The organism is Methylocystis sp. B8, assembly GCF_005771425.1.
Taxonomy (GTDB): domain Bacteria; phylum Pseudomonadota; class Alphaproteobacteria; order Rhizobiales; family Beijerinckiaceae; genus Methylocystis.
Window position 1 is genome coordinate 13,103 of sequence record NZ_VBTZ01000012.1, and the last position, 15,268, is coordinate 28,370.

17 protein-coding genes and 2 pseudogenes are annotated in these 15,268 nt (G+C 59.0%); 9 read left to right on the top strand and 10 right to left on the bottom strand.

Annotated elements, in window-relative coordinates; genetic code table 11:
* Nucleotides 1–8: 8 nt before the first annotated feature.
* From FEV16_RS15130 to FEV16_RS17000, 3 genes and pseudogenes are all read right to left on the bottom strand, one after another.
* Nucleotides 9–446, bottom strand: a complete 438-nt coding sequence (locus FEV16_RS15130) for a PA2169 family four-helix-bundle protein (protein WP_138168447.1) — start codon at nt 444–446, stop codon at nt 9–11.
* 355 nt (nt 447–801) lie between these two features.
* A pseudogene (locus FEV16_RS15135) lies at nt 802–927 on the bottom strand (IS630 family transposase); the annotation flags it as partial.
* Nucleotides 928–1,180: 253 nt separating this feature from the next.
* Nucleotides 1,181–1,342 carry a hypothetical protein gene (locus FEV16_RS17000; RefSeq protein ID WP_171015253.1) on the bottom strand — a complete coding sequence of 54 codons (162 nt, stop codon included), beginning with the start codon at nt 1,340–1,342 and terminating at the stop codon, nt 1,181–1,183.
* 725 nt (nt 1,343–2,067) lie between these two features.
* On the opposite strand from FEV16_RS17000, the gene FEV16_RS15140 reads away from it, so the two are divergent.
* Nucleotides 2,068–2,856, top strand: a complete 789-nt coding sequence (locus FEV16_RS15140) for a response regulator (RefSeq protein WP_138168448.1) — start codon at nt 2,068–2,070, stop codon at nt 2,854–2,856.
* A gap of 324 nt (nt 2,857–3,180) precedes the next feature.
* Entirely contained in the window at nt 3,181–3,618 is a 438-nt protein-coding gene (locus tag FEV16_RS15145) for a PRC-barrel domain-containing protein (RefSeq protein ID WP_138168449.1), read from the top strand.
* Nucleotides 3,619–3,667: 49 nt separating this feature from the next.
* Here FEV16_RS15145 and FEV16_RS17005 read toward each other — a convergent pair whose 3' ends face one another.
* Nucleotides 3,668–3,811: a hypothetical protein gene (locus FEV16_RS17005; protein ID WP_171015254.1), complete on the bottom strand. Its 144-nt coding sequence runs from the start codon at nt 3,809–3,811 to the stop codon at nt 3,668–3,670.
* Nucleotides 3,812–4,160: 349 nt separating this feature from the next.
* Between FEV16_RS17005 and FEV16_RS15150 the strand changes: the two genes are divergently transcribed.
* Nucleotides 4,161–5,480 carry an Nramp family divalent metal transporter gene (locus FEV16_RS15150; RefSeq protein WP_246657365.1) on the top strand — a complete coding sequence of 440 codons (1,320 nt, stop codon included), beginning with the start codon at nt 4,161–4,163 and terminating at the stop codon, nt 5,478–5,480.
* A gap of 27 nt (nt 5,481–5,507) precedes the next feature.
* Here FEV16_RS15150 and FEV16_RS17330 read toward each other — a convergent pair.
* The 3 genes and pseudogenes from FEV16_RS17330 to FEV16_RS15165 form a co-directional block, all read right to left on the bottom strand.
* A pseudogene (locus FEV16_RS17330) lies at nt 5,508–5,767 on the bottom strand (sulfite exporter TauE/SafE family protein); the annotation flags it as partial.
* A 233-nt stretch (nt 5,768–6,000) separates the two neighbouring features.
* Nucleotides 6,001–6,210: a hypothetical protein gene (locus tag FEV16_RS15160; RefSeq protein WP_138168451.1), complete on the bottom strand. Its 210-nt coding sequence runs from the start codon at nt 6,208–6,210 to the stop codon at nt 6,001–6,003.
* Nucleotides 6,211–6,225: 15 nt separating this feature from the next.
* Entirely contained in the window at nt 6,226–6,498 is a 273-nt protein-coding gene (locus tag FEV16_RS15165) for a hypothetical protein (protein ID WP_138168452.1), read from the bottom strand.
* Nucleotides 6,499–6,632: 134 nt separating this feature from the next.
* On the opposite strand from FEV16_RS15165, the gene FEV16_RS15170 reads away from it, so the two are divergent.
* From FEV16_RS15170 to FEV16_RS15195, 5 genes are all read left to right on the top strand, one after another.
* Complete coding sequence (locus FEV16_RS15170; RefSeq protein WP_138168453.1) at nt 6,633–6,893, top strand: GlsB/YeaQ/YmgE family stress response membrane protein; 261 nt, start codon at nt 6,633–6,635, stop codon at nt 6,891–6,893.
* A gap of 33 nt (nt 6,894–6,926) precedes the next feature.
* Complete coding sequence (locus FEV16_RS15175; RefSeq protein ID WP_138168454.1) at nt 6,927–7,466, top strand: hypothetical protein; 540 nt, start codon at nt 6,927–6,929, stop codon at nt 7,464–7,466.
* The gene (locus FEV16_RS15180) at nt 7,432–7,974 is read left to right on the top strand and encodes a hypothetical protein (protein WP_138168455.1); all 543 of its coding nucleotides are present in this window, start codon (nt 7,432–7,434) and stop codon (nt 7,972–7,974) included. Before FEV16_RS15175 ends, FEV16_RS15180 begins: the two co-directional genes overlap by 35 nt.
* Nucleotides 7,975–8,199: 225 nt before the next feature.
* Nucleotides 8,200–8,454 carry a hypothetical protein gene (locus tag FEV16_RS15185; protein WP_138168456.1) on the top strand — a complete coding sequence of 85 codons (255 nt, stop codon included), beginning with the start codon at nt 8,200–8,202 and terminating at the stop codon, nt 8,452–8,454.
* Nucleotides 8,455–10,413: 1,959 nt separating this feature from the next.
* Nucleotides 10,414–10,650, top strand: a complete 237-nt coding sequence (locus FEV16_RS15195; protein ID WP_138168458.1) for a CsbD family protein — start codon at nt 10,414–10,416, stop codon at nt 10,648–10,650.
* A gap of 798 nt (nt 10,651–11,448) precedes the next feature.
* On the opposite strand, the gene smbP is transcribed toward FEV16_RS15195, so the two are convergent.
* Nucleotides 11,449–11,787: a small metal-binding protein SmbP gene (gene smbP / locus FEV16_RS15200; protein WP_138168459.1), complete on the bottom strand. Its 339-nt coding sequence runs from the start codon at nt 11,785–11,787 to the stop codon at nt 11,449–11,451.
* A 295-nt stretch (nt 11,788–12,082) separates the two neighbouring features.
* Between smbP and FEV16_RS15205 the strand changes: the two genes are divergently transcribed.
* On the top strand, nt 12,083–12,553 hold the full coding sequence (locus FEV16_RS15205) for an ABC transporter permease (protein WP_138168460.1): 471 nt from the start codon (nt 12,083–12,085) through the stop codon (nt 12,551–12,553).
* Between the two features lie 638 nt (nt 12,554–13,191).
* Here the strand turns inward: FEV16_RS15205 and FEV16_RS15210 are convergent.
* Together FEV16_RS15210 and FEV16_RS15215 are read right to left on the bottom strand one after the other, a co-directional pair.
* The gene (locus tag FEV16_RS15210) at nt 13,192–13,959 is read right to left on the bottom strand and encodes an SMC-Scp complex subunit ScpB (protein ID WP_138168461.1); all 768 of its coding nucleotides are present in this window, start codon (nt 13,957–13,959) and stop codon (nt 13,192–13,194) included.
* Between the two features lie 72 nt (nt 13,960–14,031).
* On the bottom strand, nt 14,032–15,114 hold the full coding sequence (locus FEV16_RS15215; protein WP_138168462.1) for a DUF1403 family protein: 1,083 nt from the start codon (nt 15,112–15,114) through the stop codon (nt 14,032–14,034).
* Nucleotides 15,115–15,268 lie beyond the last annotated feature (154 nt).

The window sequence follows — 15,268 nt, forward strand, 5'->3', positions numbered from 1 at the left end:
GGGCCCCGCTAGGCTGCATTACGCAATCTCTTAATTAGGTCGTGGTTCTCCATAACCCCTTTGTATTGCCTTTCGATTATGTCGTGAACGTAGGGCGGAAGATCTTCTTCTAGCGCCTTTTGGTATTCGGTCTTGGCAACATCTTCGCCGCGCTCGCATTCTTCGAGTATGGTTTTGTCATCACCGTCTGTGATTACTGCCTTCAGCTTTGTCCATGCGCGGTGCAAGGCGCCTAATGTCGACCCTTGGGTGGAGGGGGAACCACCAAGATTGACGATTTCCTCTTCTAACTCCTGCGCGCCGAGCGCGCATCGTTGCGACGCTTTTTCAAATACCCTGCGCAGTTTCTGGTCTTTGGCTGCTTCCGCTGCGCTCGCGAATCCCTTTTCGCCATCACGGCTCACCTCGGCTAAATTCTTCAAGACAGATTGAGGATCCCCAGTCATTGTTCTACCTCCTACCCAAATCCGATGTGCAGCAACGATCGGGACGATGAATTGTTCCAATCCGCAGGACAGTGGGCGAATCGCCCACGAAAATTCTTGCGCGAAGATATTTAAAGCCGACGGTCTTCCCCATTTCTAACGAGCCGAGATCGCGGGACGAGCCCGTTAACCTCGTCCAACTTGGGCTGTAAGGATGAAAGACGACAAAGGAGAGAGGAGGCACGCCCAATGTAATGGGGGGCCTAGTTTCTGACGCGAAGCGCAACACCCCCTGCCGATCTGGCATCGGCAAGGTTGATCAAGACCTTCGGGACTGTTGCCATGCCAGGCTATTCGCATCTGCTTTACGATGAAAGAGACCCCGGCAGCGCTCGGAAAGCGACCGCGCTACGCGATGACGCCGGACTTGTCTTTCGAGATACGCTCGCGCCTCGCTGCCGGGAACGATCGGTTCGACCGGACGGCCCGCTGCATTCGCCATGATGGCGCTCCCACAAGGCGTCAGAGCGACAAAATATTATGAATCGAACTTCAGTTCCAGGTGACTAGCTCGCGCCGGAGCACGTCGCGACACATCCGTGACCGAACGTGGGAGAGCCAAGCTTCGCTCTGTCGCCGCCATTGCACCTGAAAAGCCCGCGGCCAAGTAAGAGCCGCGGGCAACACGACAGTTGCGCCTCTAACTTACGAGCAGACCCAAACCCAACCGTCCGGGGCCCATTTCCAGCACGGGCCTACGCCATAGGGATACCAGCGGCCTCCCCAATAGCGGCCGCGTCCTGAGCCGAAACCCCAGCGGCCGCGATTCCAGTCGCCGCCACCGCGCATGCCGCCGCGGTCCCCGCTCCAGCCTCGGTGGTCACCATCCAAGCCGCCAGCATGGTCGCTGAAGCCATGATCGCCGCCACCATCGCGCCCGGAGCCTTCATGAGGCCCAGCAAACACGGCTGATGGAATCGCCAACGCTCCTAACACTGCGAAGACAAGGGATACCTTGCGTAGCATAGCTTCCTCTGTTTCAGACCAGAAGCAGAGCGCTTGCGCGCTACCGCCTTCGTGCTGCGGACGAAACCGGTGAACTACACCACTAGTCCCGGCAACAACGGGCGCTTCGGCGAAGAGATAATCTTTTCGCTATAGAGGGGGCAAAGCCAAGCCCTTGGCGATCATGCAGAAACAAGGCCGCGGGAACATATGGACATGTTGACGTGTTGCAGTTTGCTTGGAGGTAACAATGAACCAAACGCCAACTGCGCTTTCGCGAGTAGCCATTCAATGTTTTGTCGTTGCCGCCAACAACCTGAGAGCCCGCTTTAGAAATGAGGTTGTTGCAGCATTACCAAAATTTGCGCGGATGCGACTCGAATGGGAGTGGCGGAACCTCTTCTGTTGCGACGTGGATAGCATTCCGCCGCTAGTACAGGCTTGTCTCTTGGGCGGCGAACGGTGCGCTCAAAGTTTGCTCAGAAATGATTACAAGGGCTCTCCCGACTCATTTTTTCAAGAATGTGTGAGCAGCACAGTGGACGACATTACCGCGCGCGTCGATGCGGAATGCGGGCGCTCTTACCATTGACTATTGCGCATAGGGCGCTGCCTAAACTGAGTGTAGGATAAAGCTATGAACCTCTCCCGTGAGATTGCGGCGCACGTACCTTATTTGCGCCGCTTCGCGAGGGCGCTCTGCGGCTCGCAAAAAAGCGGCGACGCCTATGTTGTCGCCACATTGGAGGCGTTGGTCGCCGACCCTGACGCTTTCCCAGCGAATATGTCGCCCAAAGTTGGACTTTACCATCTGTTCATGTCCTCCTGGTCGTCGATCCGGCTGAACACGGAAACGTCGCCCAACGACGAGATCTCCGCGGCTCAGCGCAACATCAGCATGCTGACGCCGCGCTCGCGACAAGCCTTTCTGCTACGCACGGTCGAAGGCTTCTCGGTTGCAGACGCCGCCACGATCCTGGACGTCTCCGAGGAGGAGGTTGAGGCGCTGGTCAGAGAGGCGGGCCGCGAAATCGCCGAGCGCGTCGCGACGGACGTGCTGATTATCGAGGATGAGTCGCTTATCGCGCAGGACATAGAATTCATTGCGCGCGATCTCGGCCATCGCGTGATCGGCGTTGCGCGGACGCATCAGGAGGCTGTGGAACTCGCCAAGCGCCAGCGGCCCGGGCTGATCCTCGCCGACATTCAGCTCGCGGACGGCAGTTCCGGTCTGAACGCCGTCAATGAAATGCTCGAAAGTTTTGACGCTCCAGTGATTTTTATTACGGCATTTCCGGAACGCCTGCTGACCGGCGAACGGCCTGAGCCCGCATTTCTCATCAGCAAGCCCTATAAGGTCGACACGGTCAAGGCCACGATCAGCCAAGCGCTGTTCTTTGAACGCAAGGCGTCTCGCGCGGCGTAAGCTCAGGCCCCATTAATAGCGTCGCGCGCTCGGATTTCATTTTATTTGTCTGGAAGCGCTATGGCAGTCACATTGGCGACAATCGCAGGCCATGGCTCAGTGAAGTCATCGGCGCCTGCCACGCGCTGTTGCAATCTTGGACATGCCGGAGTGACACGATCACCGATCTGCTGTTCCGTCGACGGCTCATCAATGCGGTGATGCTGCACGTCGGTGCTTTTTGGCTCTGGGCGCTATCTGCCGCGAAGCTTGGAACACCAATCTCCGAGCTTTGTTCTAAGGGCACGTTCGCTGTGACGCATCACCAAACGCACGGAGATAGCAATGCTTAAGTCCTACGTCCTCGCCGGCGCCATCGCGGCAACGCTTTCAGGCGTTGCTTTGGCCGAACAGACGATGAATCGCCCGACGGACGGCGCGGCGATGAGCCGGCCGGAATTCTTGACGATGCTGCCGCAGAATGCGCTGCTCGTCTCGAACATTCATGAGCAGAATGTTTACGATCCGCAAGAGAACAAGATCGGCGAAGTCAAGGACCTCGTGCTGGATCGCAGCGGCAAGGTCACCGCGGCAATCGTTTCGGTTGGCGGCTTCCTTGGAATTGGCGAAAAGGACATCGCGGTCGCCTTCAACGACATCAAGGCCACTGAGCGTAACAACAAATGGTGGCTGACGATGGACGCTACGAAAGACGAACTGAAGAACGCGACGGGCTTCCGTTTCGACAAGAACAAGGGGTTGTGGACGCTCGGCGCCAAGTAAAACGTCGATCGACCAACGCAAGGCCTCGCTGCCAAATGGCGAGGCCTTTTCACTTTCGGATCGGCAGCTTGTCTTCATCGGCAGGATTTGAGTTAAATCCTATAAGATGATTGAAAATTAGAACGAGCGCGGCAAGCCCAACGCGCACCGCCATTGTCAAGGCTTGCGAAAACCCCATCGCGATCTGCGCCATCGAAAAAGCCGGAGCCAGACGGCCCATTGACCGCGAGCGCTTCGCTGCGAAAGCGTGTTTGACACAGACTACTGACCCGAAAATCCGTTGGAACCTCGCGTCGTGCTCGGGGGTTTAGCGACAGACAGGACCGATCTGGACACGTCTCGTTCCGGCGCCCTGGCGGAAGTGCCTCCCTCGTCAGGCCGGTCATCACCGCTTCGTGCAGACGGCGCACGGTCGCCGATTTCGGTCAGGAGGCAGTGAAGGAACAGGCCAAGCTCACGACCACCTATATGATACTTGCAGTATCCGCTCTCTTGTTATGTCGCCGGCGCTATCCCTTCGGGGCAGAGGGGAAGGCCACTCTTTGACGGCCGAGCCGATCCGTATCGCTGATGCGCCGCTAAGGCCAAGAGCCGAAACGAGGCTGCGCAAGGCTGCGCTGTTCGAGCAGTTGGGGCCCGGTCTGGTGACGGGCGCTGCCGATGATGACCCCAGTGGCATCGCCACCTATTCTCAGGCGGGCGCGCAATTCGGCTTCAACATGCTCTGGACGATGGCGCTGACGTATCCACTGATGACGGCGGTTCAGCTTGTCAGCGCACAGATCGGCCGCGTTACCGGGTGCGGACTCGCCAAGAATATTGGCGACATCTTCCCGAGGCCGCTCGTGCTGGGGTTAATCGGTCTCTTGTTCGCCGCCAATACGATCAATATCGGCGCCAACCTCGCCGCCATGGGCGCCGCCACAAGACTGGCGATCGGCGGGCCATCACATCTCTATACCGTGGCGTTCGCATTTGCATCTTTGCTCCTGCAGATGTTCGCTCCCTACGAGCGGTACTCCCGCTATCTCAAATGGCTGACGCTTGTGCTGCTGTCCTACGTTGCTGTTGTCTTCATCGTTCAGGTGGACTGGGCACATGCAGCAAAAGGGATAGTTGCGCCGACGTTCTCAATGACGGCGGACAGCTTGACCGTCATCGTCGCAATCCTCGGCACAACGATCAGCCCTTACCTTCTTTTCTGGCAGAGCAGCCAGGAGGTCGAGGAGATCGAGCAAAGGACCGAGGCAAAGCCGTTAGCGGAGGCGCCCGAGCAGGCGCCTCGCGAAATGCGCCGGATCAGATTTGACACTTTTCTCGGAATGGCGGTCTCCAACGTCATCGCGATGGCGATCATGATTAGCGCCGCAGTGACCCTTCATGCGCAAGGCAAGGCCGAAATTGGTTCGGCCGCAGAAGCCGCAGAAGCCCTGAAACCGATCGCCGGCGAGTTTGCCTTTGCGCTGTTCAGTCTCGGCATCATCGGAACTGGATTACTGTCGCTGCCCGTTCTGGCTGGATCGGCTGCCTACGCCTTTGGCGAGTCGCAGAACTGGAAATGCGGCCTTGACAACAAACCTTGGGAAGCCGTCGGCTTCTATGGTGTCATTGTGGCCGCCATAATGCTAGGTCTCGGCATCGAGTTTTCGCCGATCGATCCGATCAAAGCGCTTTTCTGGAGCGCGGTCATTAACGGCTTGGTGGCCGTGCCAATCATGGGCGCGATGATGTGGGTTGCAAGTCAGCGCAGTCAGATGGACCGTTTTACCGTTACACTTCCCGTGCTGGTGTTCGGCTGGGCGGCCACGGGTATCATGGCCGTCGCCGCGTTTGCTATGGTGGCGCTCAACGGACCGCTTTAATCACTGTGCAAGGGGCGGGCAACGGGCCTATTCGTGTCGCCAGATTTTGACGGCTGAACAATCAGAATTGTCGCCAAGAGCGGGAGTAAGATGCTGTTTGGCACAATGCCGAGCAGCCCGCCGCCGAAGAAGGTCCCCACGACTGAGCCAAGCGCCATGACCAAGACGAACGCGCGGTTTTCAGACAAGACCGCGAAGCTGCGGTCGCCGCTGTAGCGAGTAAAGCCGGTGATCATCGTGTGCAAACTAACCGCGAGCGAAAGGCTTCCGGCAAGTTTTATGTCCGCGTCCTGTCGCGAGCGCGGCGCGATTTGCCCCCGCAAAATAGAGGCTTAGACTGATTCCGACATGTCGCTCTGAAAACGCCCGACCGTGGATGTAACGGCGCACAAGGCGCATAGCGCGAGCTGATATCCCAAGTAAGCGGTTTCAGCCTGAAAGCCCGGTCTCTCTGAATTTATAGACCGGGCTTTTGGAGTGCGCTGAGTAAAGCGAGCCCCCGACCGACAGGGGCGCTGTGTTAATGGCTCACTTGTGCCGTCAGCGCTCTCGCAATCGTCTGCGCGACGGCCTTGGCGTCTGCGTCTGAGAGCCGATTGACCAGTGCCCGGCGCGTCGGCTCGTCTTCGAAATAGACATAGGCGAGCGCGATCCCGTTCGCGTCTTCCACGATGTAGGATTCGCCGCTCTTGCGGATGCGCAGCGGCGGCGCGAAGCAGATTGCCGCCATGCGCTCCATCAGTGCTCATTCGCAAACACGTCGAGGGCGGGAGCCGATCACTTCGCCGTATTCATCGAAGAGGGGACGCGGCTGGACCCAGCAACGTGGTGGCAGAGCTTCGATATAGACCGGCGGCGCGGGGCGAGACAGAGCGCTGCCAACGATCGCGCCAACCGCCAGACCGCCGACCCCAGCGGCGATCGCCGCGCCGGTAGAGTCTGCACGGGCCGGTGCCATAGGCGTGAGAGAGGTGACGCCGAGCGCGAACCCGAGAGTTGCGGTGAGAATGTTCTTCATCGAGGTCTCCGAGAGCTTCGCGCCTTCTTGGGGCGAATCCGATGGCGAGGTGATTTTCGGTCTCGAAAATGAATCGTAAATGAACGTCTAGAAAATCATAGTAGCCGATCGCGAAAGCCTTCCCGGAGAATCGCATGTATGTGCCCTATCAAACCCTCGCCGTCATGCTGTTGGTCGGCCTCGTTGCCGGATGGATCGCCGCGAAGATCGTGACAAAACATGGCATGGGACTCGCCGGCGTCGTGGTTGTCGGAGTGATCGGCGTTTTTATCGGAGATTGGCTGCTGCCCCGGCTCGGTATCCCTTTAGGAACCGGGCTCGCACTCGCCATCTTCAACGCCACAGTCGGTGCTATCGTCTCGCTCGTACTGGTTCGTGTGATCCGAGCTGTTTGAAGTGAGCGTCGATGCGGATGAGACTTTGCTCGCATGTTGGTGATTTCCGAGAATCTCCGCCGCGCCGACCTGACCAAGCTCGAACGCGACGAGCAAATCGCCGAGTGGATCAGACTGGCGGAGAAGAAGGGAGCGGGAGAGAAACCGTCGCAACTTGCGACAGTTTCTAAGGGAGGACGCGGTAACGAAGGCGGCGTCCGCGCAGCAGCGCGCGAGCTTCATATCGACAAGGATGACGCGCACCGAGCAACGAAGGTCGCGAGCCTATCTGACGAAGCGAAGCGGGCGGCGCGTGAAGTCGGACTGGACAACAAACGATCTGTGCTACTGAAGGCGTCGCGCGAAGAGGATTCCGATAAGCAGGCAGAGGCTATCAGGAAGGCCGCAGCGCAAAAGGCTGCGCGCAAAGAGCCGAAGGTTGCCGCCGATCCTCTGACCGATGAGCTTGCCGCAGAGTGCCAAGTAGCTCGTCTTATGGACGCCTGGAATGCCGCAGGACCAGATACTCGCTCCGAGTTTTCCTTTCTAGGATTAGGGCTTGGCAATGATCATCGATCTCGACTCCCCCACTGAAGCAATCTATAAGGCTTACGTCGATTCTAACGACGACGAAGAGCGCACTTATCTAGGTGCGTCGATCATCGGCGAAGAGTGCGAGAGCAAGCTCTGGTATGGCTTCCGTTGGGCGATGACGCCAGAGCAGTTCGACGGTCGCATGTTGCGCTTGTTCCAGACGGGACACCACGAAGAAGCGCGCATGATCGACGATCTCCGTCGCGCTAGCCTCGAAGTGTGGGACCGCGATTCCGATACCGGCGAGCAGTTTGGCGTCTCGGACGTCGGCGGATATTTCAGGGGGCATGCTGACGGATTTTTGGTCGGCGTCATAGAGGCCCCCACGACGCCGCATCTTTTCGAGGCGAAGACGCACAACACCAAGAGCTTCGCGAAGCTGAAAGCTGAAGGCGTCTGCAAGGCGAAGCCGCTGCACTACGCGCAGATGCAGGTCTACATGCACCTGATGTCGCTGACGCGCGTTCTATCTCGCTGTCCACAAGGACACAGACGATCTGCACGCTGAACGAATTGAATACGATCCGGTTTTCGCCGCGCGGTTGATCGGTAAGGCGCACAAGATCATCACCGCCGCCGAACCACCGCAAAAGCTGCATGAAGACCCCGAAAAGCGCATGGCCTTTGCCTGTAGTTACTGCCCTGCTCTGCGCGCCTGTCATCGTGGCGAATGGGCTCGACGCAACTGTCGGTCGTGCCTTTACGCGACGCCGACGCTCGACGGAGACGGCAATTGGTTGTGCGAGCGTCACGGCCACTTCCTGACGCGCGAGGATCAGCAATCCGGCTGCGCAGCAAGGAAATCTATGAGGCGCTGCATCCTGAGGCGACGGCTGGAGCGGTTCGGGCGGCCGGCATGAATAAGGCGCTCGGCAACAACGTTGCGGCGAAAAGCGCCGCAACGTTCACCGCCGCGACCGCCAAGGCCACAGGCAAGGAGGCCTCTTTTCCTGCGCTAGAGCGCCGTGAATCGGAACGGCTGAAATGAACGCGGCGAGCACACTGTTAAATCGGTCGTCGACGACCGTCATAAACCACCTCGCTCGAAGCGCTCGTCATCGGCTCGCCAGCGTTGAGTGCACTAACTGAGACGAGTTGGGCGTGAAGCTGAAACAAGGCCCGCGACGTGAACGCCACGAGCAGTTGATGCTCCCGGTTTGCAGAGCCCACACACGGCTGCGGCTCTTCTCATAGCTTCACGCCCAGGCTTGCAAAAGTCACCTTTGCGCCGGACTCGGGTGCTCAGTCGCGCCTTTCTTCGTAATAATATGTCGTGTCGTCGTAATAATAACTACCATGGGGGCCCACATATACCCGAGGGTTGGCTGGCCTTGTCTCGACGCGGCGGTAAACATGACCGCGTTGCCCATGAAGACCAAGACAATCTGGGCCGATGCTGACGCCTAAGCAGCTTTGCGAGTAAGCGGGCGCAGACATCATAATGGCAAGCCCGAACGCGGATGCGGGTATGATGTATTTTATCATTTGGCGTTCCTTTTTCTGCGCAGTTGCGTTTTGCGCTGCCCCGTCAGCCCATTCTTAAAATACAACCTCCAACAGTCGATTTCTGTTCCCAATTCGAGGTGTCGCCTGTCATGCCCGAGTCGCGTAAGAAAAGGCTTCACTAACTCAGTCATGACGGTTTGCTCCTATGTCGATGCGTCCTTCGCCGCGACTATTGACGCTCCCGTTGGGGACGCCAGATGACGCCTCTCCAACATAGTGAGCACATCAAGTTCACTGTGACAGGCGAAGAATGCGGCGATGCAGCCAGATAAGACAACAATCGAGAGAGCGTTTGACCTTGCTCGTTCCGGAGCATGTCGCGACATTAGAGAGATCGTCGGGCGCCTTGATCGCGAAGGCTATGATGGGCGGCAAATTCCGGGGCGCATCCTTAAGAAGCAGCTTATGGACTTCATTGAAGAGGCGAAGGCTAGCGCTCACGGAAAGGGACTCAGCGCCCGTAAAGCGCGACCCAGGATACGTCGAGAAATCTCAAGTCGGAGAGTCGGTTAGTTTCTGACTTTCCGACGTCGGGCGCAAAAAGCTCCGCCCGATACTCGCGGGCGGAGCTCCGGCGCAGGCGCAACAAGACCCATGCTGCGTCCATGCCCTCGCCCGCCGGCCAGGGGTGACTTGATCGACGGGCGTCAATGTCAAAGTGGAACCGAACGAGAGGGAGGCAAGCCTCGTCCTGCATTGCCGCCATCGAACGTGAAAAGCCCGCGGGGCCCAGGGAGCGCCGCGGGCGAGGCTAAATGGCGTCGCTCTCGGGGCGGTCTCGCGATTACACCATGCGTGACCGCGATAGGGATAGAGACGTCCCGCCAGGGGTGAGGCATAAGTCGCACAGCGACCAAGGACTCCACTATGGACGGAAGCGCGGGCACCACTACGGGTGGGACCGCGATGACAAGAATCGGCGGCGGAATATGGATCGCGATAGAGATCGCGACGATCTCCGAATGATGAAGAAGAATTACTAGCACTAGAAAAGCGCCTTGGCATTGATACTCAGGCGCGCGGGCTGGCGGCTTTTTCGTTCATTCAAGAGCCGCCAGCTGATTGCGCCGAATTGGCCGCCGCTTCAGCAAGGTCCGCAGCCCGCGTCCACAACGCTGCATGGCAGGAACGAAAGTTGCGCCCCAAGCCATCGTGCGCGTGACGCGAATCGATGTGACGATCGAGTGGCTTGCCACACACGGAACCTCAGTGATGGCTTTCGAGTTTGAGCACTGCGCGCGCCGTGCTCCCATTGCTGGTGCGTCGCAGTGGAGACGAAGGGAATGCTTAGCGCAGAAATAGTGACAAATGTCGTTGGCCCAGCAATCGAAGAGATCAAGCAATCGAAGTCATAGCCGATTCGACAATCGGTCCGATCCACGCCGCAAGTCCTGATCTTCAGCAAGATGCTCAAAGCGCAATTGATCAGGTGAAGGACGCCATGACGTCTGCGCTCGACGCCATCGTTCAAAGCGGTTCCGCTGATCAGATGCGGGGTTACGCAAATCAGGCAATGGGCAAGACAAAACTGGCCGTCGCTCTTGCTACCCAATCCCCCGAACTCGCTGGAGCGGGCATCGCGCAACAAGCACTAGGCGAAATGCAGAAATTCGTGGGCGAAGCAAAATTGGCCGCTGATCGAGACGAATTGGAAACAATCTCCGCTCTGCGGGGCTAAGAATCGCTAGTGCCTCGAAGGACTCGCCGCCCATGCGAAAGTGCGGCGGTAGGGGATAAGGCGCACTTGTTACCATCGCACCTCGATCCATATAATTGCGGCTGGGGCTGACGCTTTAATAGGGGGAGGCGACTGTGAGCGCCGTGAACGTTTCTCCCGTCACTAGCATCCTACCAAGTTCCTCAACCGTCGAAGTTGACCCTAATTATTCAAATGGTGCGCCGGCGACTGAGGAATTATGGGAGCCGCCTTCGGAAGAACAATTTCGGCAGGCCGTCCGCGTGCTTGCCTTGCGAGTTCTTTAATACATCTGCGGTTACGGCGAAGAGAGTGATGTTGCGCGCAGTAGACACAACTCAATAGAGTCGCGGTTGATCACGGCGCATGAAATGCTGGCGCGCCGGGCCTTAAAGCAAACAGGCTGCAGTAGTTAGTGCGGCTTAGGCCCCATACACGCGCGCCCTGGAAGGGCTCCGCGCTCGCATGTTGGAGATTTCAGAGAATCTCCACCGCTCCGAACTGACGGCGCTCGAACGCGACGAACATATCGCCGAGTGGATCAGGCCGGCGGAGAGGCAAGAAGCAATTTCGCGACAAGTTGTCGCGAAAAAAGGACCGGGAAAACCAGAGAGTGGAATCTCCAAGGCGGCTCGCGAACTTGGCACGGAAAAGGAACACGCCATGTTATCGCCGAATTGCTGAATCAGGCTTGCAACAGTAGGCGGCTCCAAGCACCATTCGCCGCCGCAACAACGCCCCGACCACGGATGAACTGGCGGGGCGTCTTTGCGTTTTCGGCTACTTCGTCGCTGCTTGCAGGTGGGTCAATGCTTCCTCGGCATGTCCCGTCGCTGCTTTGGCGTCCTTTTTCTTGCCCTCCGCGATCGACGCCTTCAGATGCATAATTCCTTCCTTGGTATGCTCATTCTTCTTGGCCTTTTCCGCCGCCTCGGCATGTTTGAGCGCGGCCTCGGCGTGCGTCACGAGCACATCCGCGTGGCCTTGTTTGCCATGGTCGATCGCCTCTTTGGTGTGACTGATGGCTTCGGCCAAATGGTCCTCGGCCAAGGCGACGCGAGGCGCGAACAGCGCTGCGAGGCCAAGACCCAACGCGAGTGCAAAAATTCTACGGTTCATTTCAAAGCCCTCCCTGACCATTCCTCTTAAGGGAATGCGTGCGGGATCATAATCCACGATTTGGAGGAGTCGATTGTCGCAATTGACGCGGCCTTGCCGTGGCATGAACGCCCCGACCGTGGATGGAACGGCGGGGCGTTTGCAGTGCGAGATCAACTCGCGAAGCAAGTCAGCGCCGTGAGGCATTTTCTTGTGATTCCGGCTCATATTTGGCGCAGACTCTTCCGCGCTAGGCAAATACACTTGGACATGCCCCGACCCGGAGTGGTTCGGGCATAAGGTTGGAAAAGCGACAATGAGCTTACGCGATCTTAACCGAGCGCCAGCCAAGTTCATCCCGCGCGGGGAAGGCTCGATTGCAACACCTTCTGCGACGCGCGACGCAAACTATGATGTGGAGGCGGCATTGAGCCTGGTGATGGAGAAGGCGGTGGCGATCAGAGAGTTTGAGCGGGCAACCGCTCAGGCGCTGACGCAGGCCCGTGACGTCGCCGTTGACCTGAGAGAACAATTGAATCACACCGAGGTCCGCGCCGAACGCGCAGAAGAGATGCTTCGCTTGGCTGAAGGGCAGGTCGAACAGTTCGCCGCTGATGTCGAGCAGATCCGCAATGATCTTGAGGACCTGCAGTCGCAACTTGCCGTGCGGGAAGCGGAACTGGTTGCATCGACACATCGCGCCGATGCTGCCGAGACTGCAGTGCAAAAAATCATCGACGCGATTCGCACGCACCTCCCGGTCAAATTGAGCACGCCGTCGGAATAAGAGGGCACGTCAAATGCGCTTAAGACGCCCGAACCGTGGGGTAACGGCGGGGCGTTTTTCCGCTTGATCTGCGCGCGATCTGTCTTTTGAGCGCTAGACTTTCCGTGATGAGCTAAATGAAAATCTTCAAATCAAGTCACTTTTTTGAATGAGAGTGAGCGGTTGCAGTATGCTTATGTGCCTGTTCGCTGTGCTCAGCACGTCGACGCGTGGATCAGACTGGCGGAGGGACAGCCTGCGCAAGTTGCGCAAGCGGTCTTGAAAAAGGGAAGGTGGACCGCCGCAGCATCAAGAGAGCGGCCTCAGCAAAGCCTCCCGCGATCTCGGCGTAAACCGCGACGACGCCGGCCGCGCGACGAAAGTCGCGGCGCTATCGGACGAGGCGAACCGGCGATGACGAACTTGAGCGGCGCGAGGGCGTCGCGGTCGGGGCATGGGGCTGGCAATCCAGGCGCTCGGCGGACGCCAGGCCACTGACCCTAACGTCCCCAGCATTCATGGACATTCATCGACATTCACAGGAGACTTATTTGATAAATATTCAACGCTTCGAGCGCGCGTTTCATAACTTACTGATTTCATTGGCGTGCCCAAGGGGATTCGAACTCCTGTTTTCGCCGTGAAAGGACGAGGAGCAGTCAGGGAGTTGCGAATCCTATTACCGATGATTCCCAATGCTCTTCGAGATCCTCCTCTTCCGGGAAAAGAACGGCATCGAGATCGGCCTCAGGCTGCGGCCTCCCCAAAAGTCCCTCCTCTTCGAGCCGTTCGATGTCGGGGAGATCGCGCAGCGACGCGAGTCCGAAGACCTCTAGGAACTTCCTCGTGGTCACATAGGCGTAAGGCGCGCCGGGCAATGGCGCGCGCGGTCCGGCGGCAATGAGGTCGAGCGCTTTCAAGCTGCCGACGACGTCTCGGCTGATTTCTCGCCCTGCAAACTGCGACAGTTCCGCGCGCGTCGCTGGCTGCAGATAGGCAATTGCGGTCACGGTTAGGAGTTCGGTCGGCGTCAACTGCGGCGGTCCGGCGGCGCGGGCGCCGTTGCCCAGAACGCGAATGGCGTCAGCGTAGCGCGCCTTGGTGCGCAGTTGGTAGCCGGCGGCGACATGAACCAGTTCATACGGTCTGGCGCGCAGATCGTCACGAATATCGGACATCAGATCGTCGAGATTACAGGCCCGCCCAACAAGTTTGGCCAGCGCGTCACGCGTCACCGGCGCGGGTGACGCAAAGATCGCCGCCTCGACGCGACCCATCCATTCTCGCCAGCGCATGGCTTGCGGCAAATCCACAAGATCGGCGTCGAACAGCAGGTCGCCACCCTGCCCTGTCGCGCAACGGCTAGTCCGTGTGCGCGTCTCATCGGACGCTGCGCCCTCAGCGCGCGCCGCCTTCGTCGACCGCATGTCGGCGTCCCTCCCATCACATTTTTTGCGCGTTTTCTTCACGCAAACCGGTTCCCACTTTGCTCGAAAACGCTACAGTCCATAGAGCCGAAAATTGGCGCGGCCGGTAAGTTCCCGAACGGCGCCGAGCGCGACCAGTCGATCGAACAGACGCCGCGAAGCGCGATCGGACAGGCCCGCCGCCTTCGCCGCCCGCGCCGCCGAAAGGCAATCGTCCGCAAGCAACAGATCGACGACAGGCGCGGTTTTTTTGACGCGCAATTTCGGCAAAGCGGAGAGCAGCGCTTCCGAGCGACGCGACAATTCGCTAGCAAGCGCATACGCTTCTTGCGCCGCGCGCGCATAAGCATAAGCAACGCTCAAACACCAATCTGGATCGCTGGAACGCGGTCGTCGATTGGACGCCGTGCGCACGGACGGGTGCGTGATCACCGTCGCCAAGAGCGGCAGCGCCGCCGCCCACGCGAGGCGCTGCGCCAACACAAGATCGGCGAGCCACAGCGCGAAAATTTCCGCGTCGATTCGCGGCGCGTCGTCGAGGATGTGCAGCGCTCTAGCGCTCACGCGCGCTGCGGCATTAAGCGGATTCTCGTGCGTCGACGCCTCCTGCAGAAGGGCGGCAAGGCTTTCGCAATCGATGTGCGGCGGCAGCTCGAGACAATCGGCGGCGGCTCGCATAAACGCGGCGTCAAGCCGCGCATCGATCTGTTCCTGGCGCATCGCGAAGAGACGCCACAGGCAATGCAGCCGTCCGCCCGGCGTCGGCGCGGCGTCAAAACCGGCGAGATGTTCGGAGTCGCGCAGCGCCACTTCATCTTCGCGTAGCCGCGCCATCGCTGCACAAGCGGCAGCGGCGCGCAAAGCGAGCCGCTGGCGCAGGGTTCCGGCGAAAACGGGTTCCGCGCCTTCTTCGCCACTTCGCAAAATGCCGTCCAGCAGCACGAGACTGGCCCCGGCGGAAAAGGCGACGCCGGCGGCGGCGTCAGGGTCTTCAGCGCGGTGCGTCCTTATGCGCGCCCATCGCGGAAATCTCTGGATTTCTTGGGACTTTTGGGGGTTAACCGTATCATCGCGGCGGCTTGACGCCCGACGTTTGATCGTCGCGCGCGACGACGATTGCGCCTCAAGAACTGCGTCCGAATCAATTTTCAACATGAAGAATCGTAGGTCCGGAACGAGTCCGGCGGCAAGGGATCACGGCGCTTTATCGCTCAGTAGCATGCCCAATCCGCCGCGCTTGTCGTCTCTTCTCGATGTCCGATAATCTGCGCTTATCGGACATGATTCGAAAGCCCAACAGCGCCGCGCG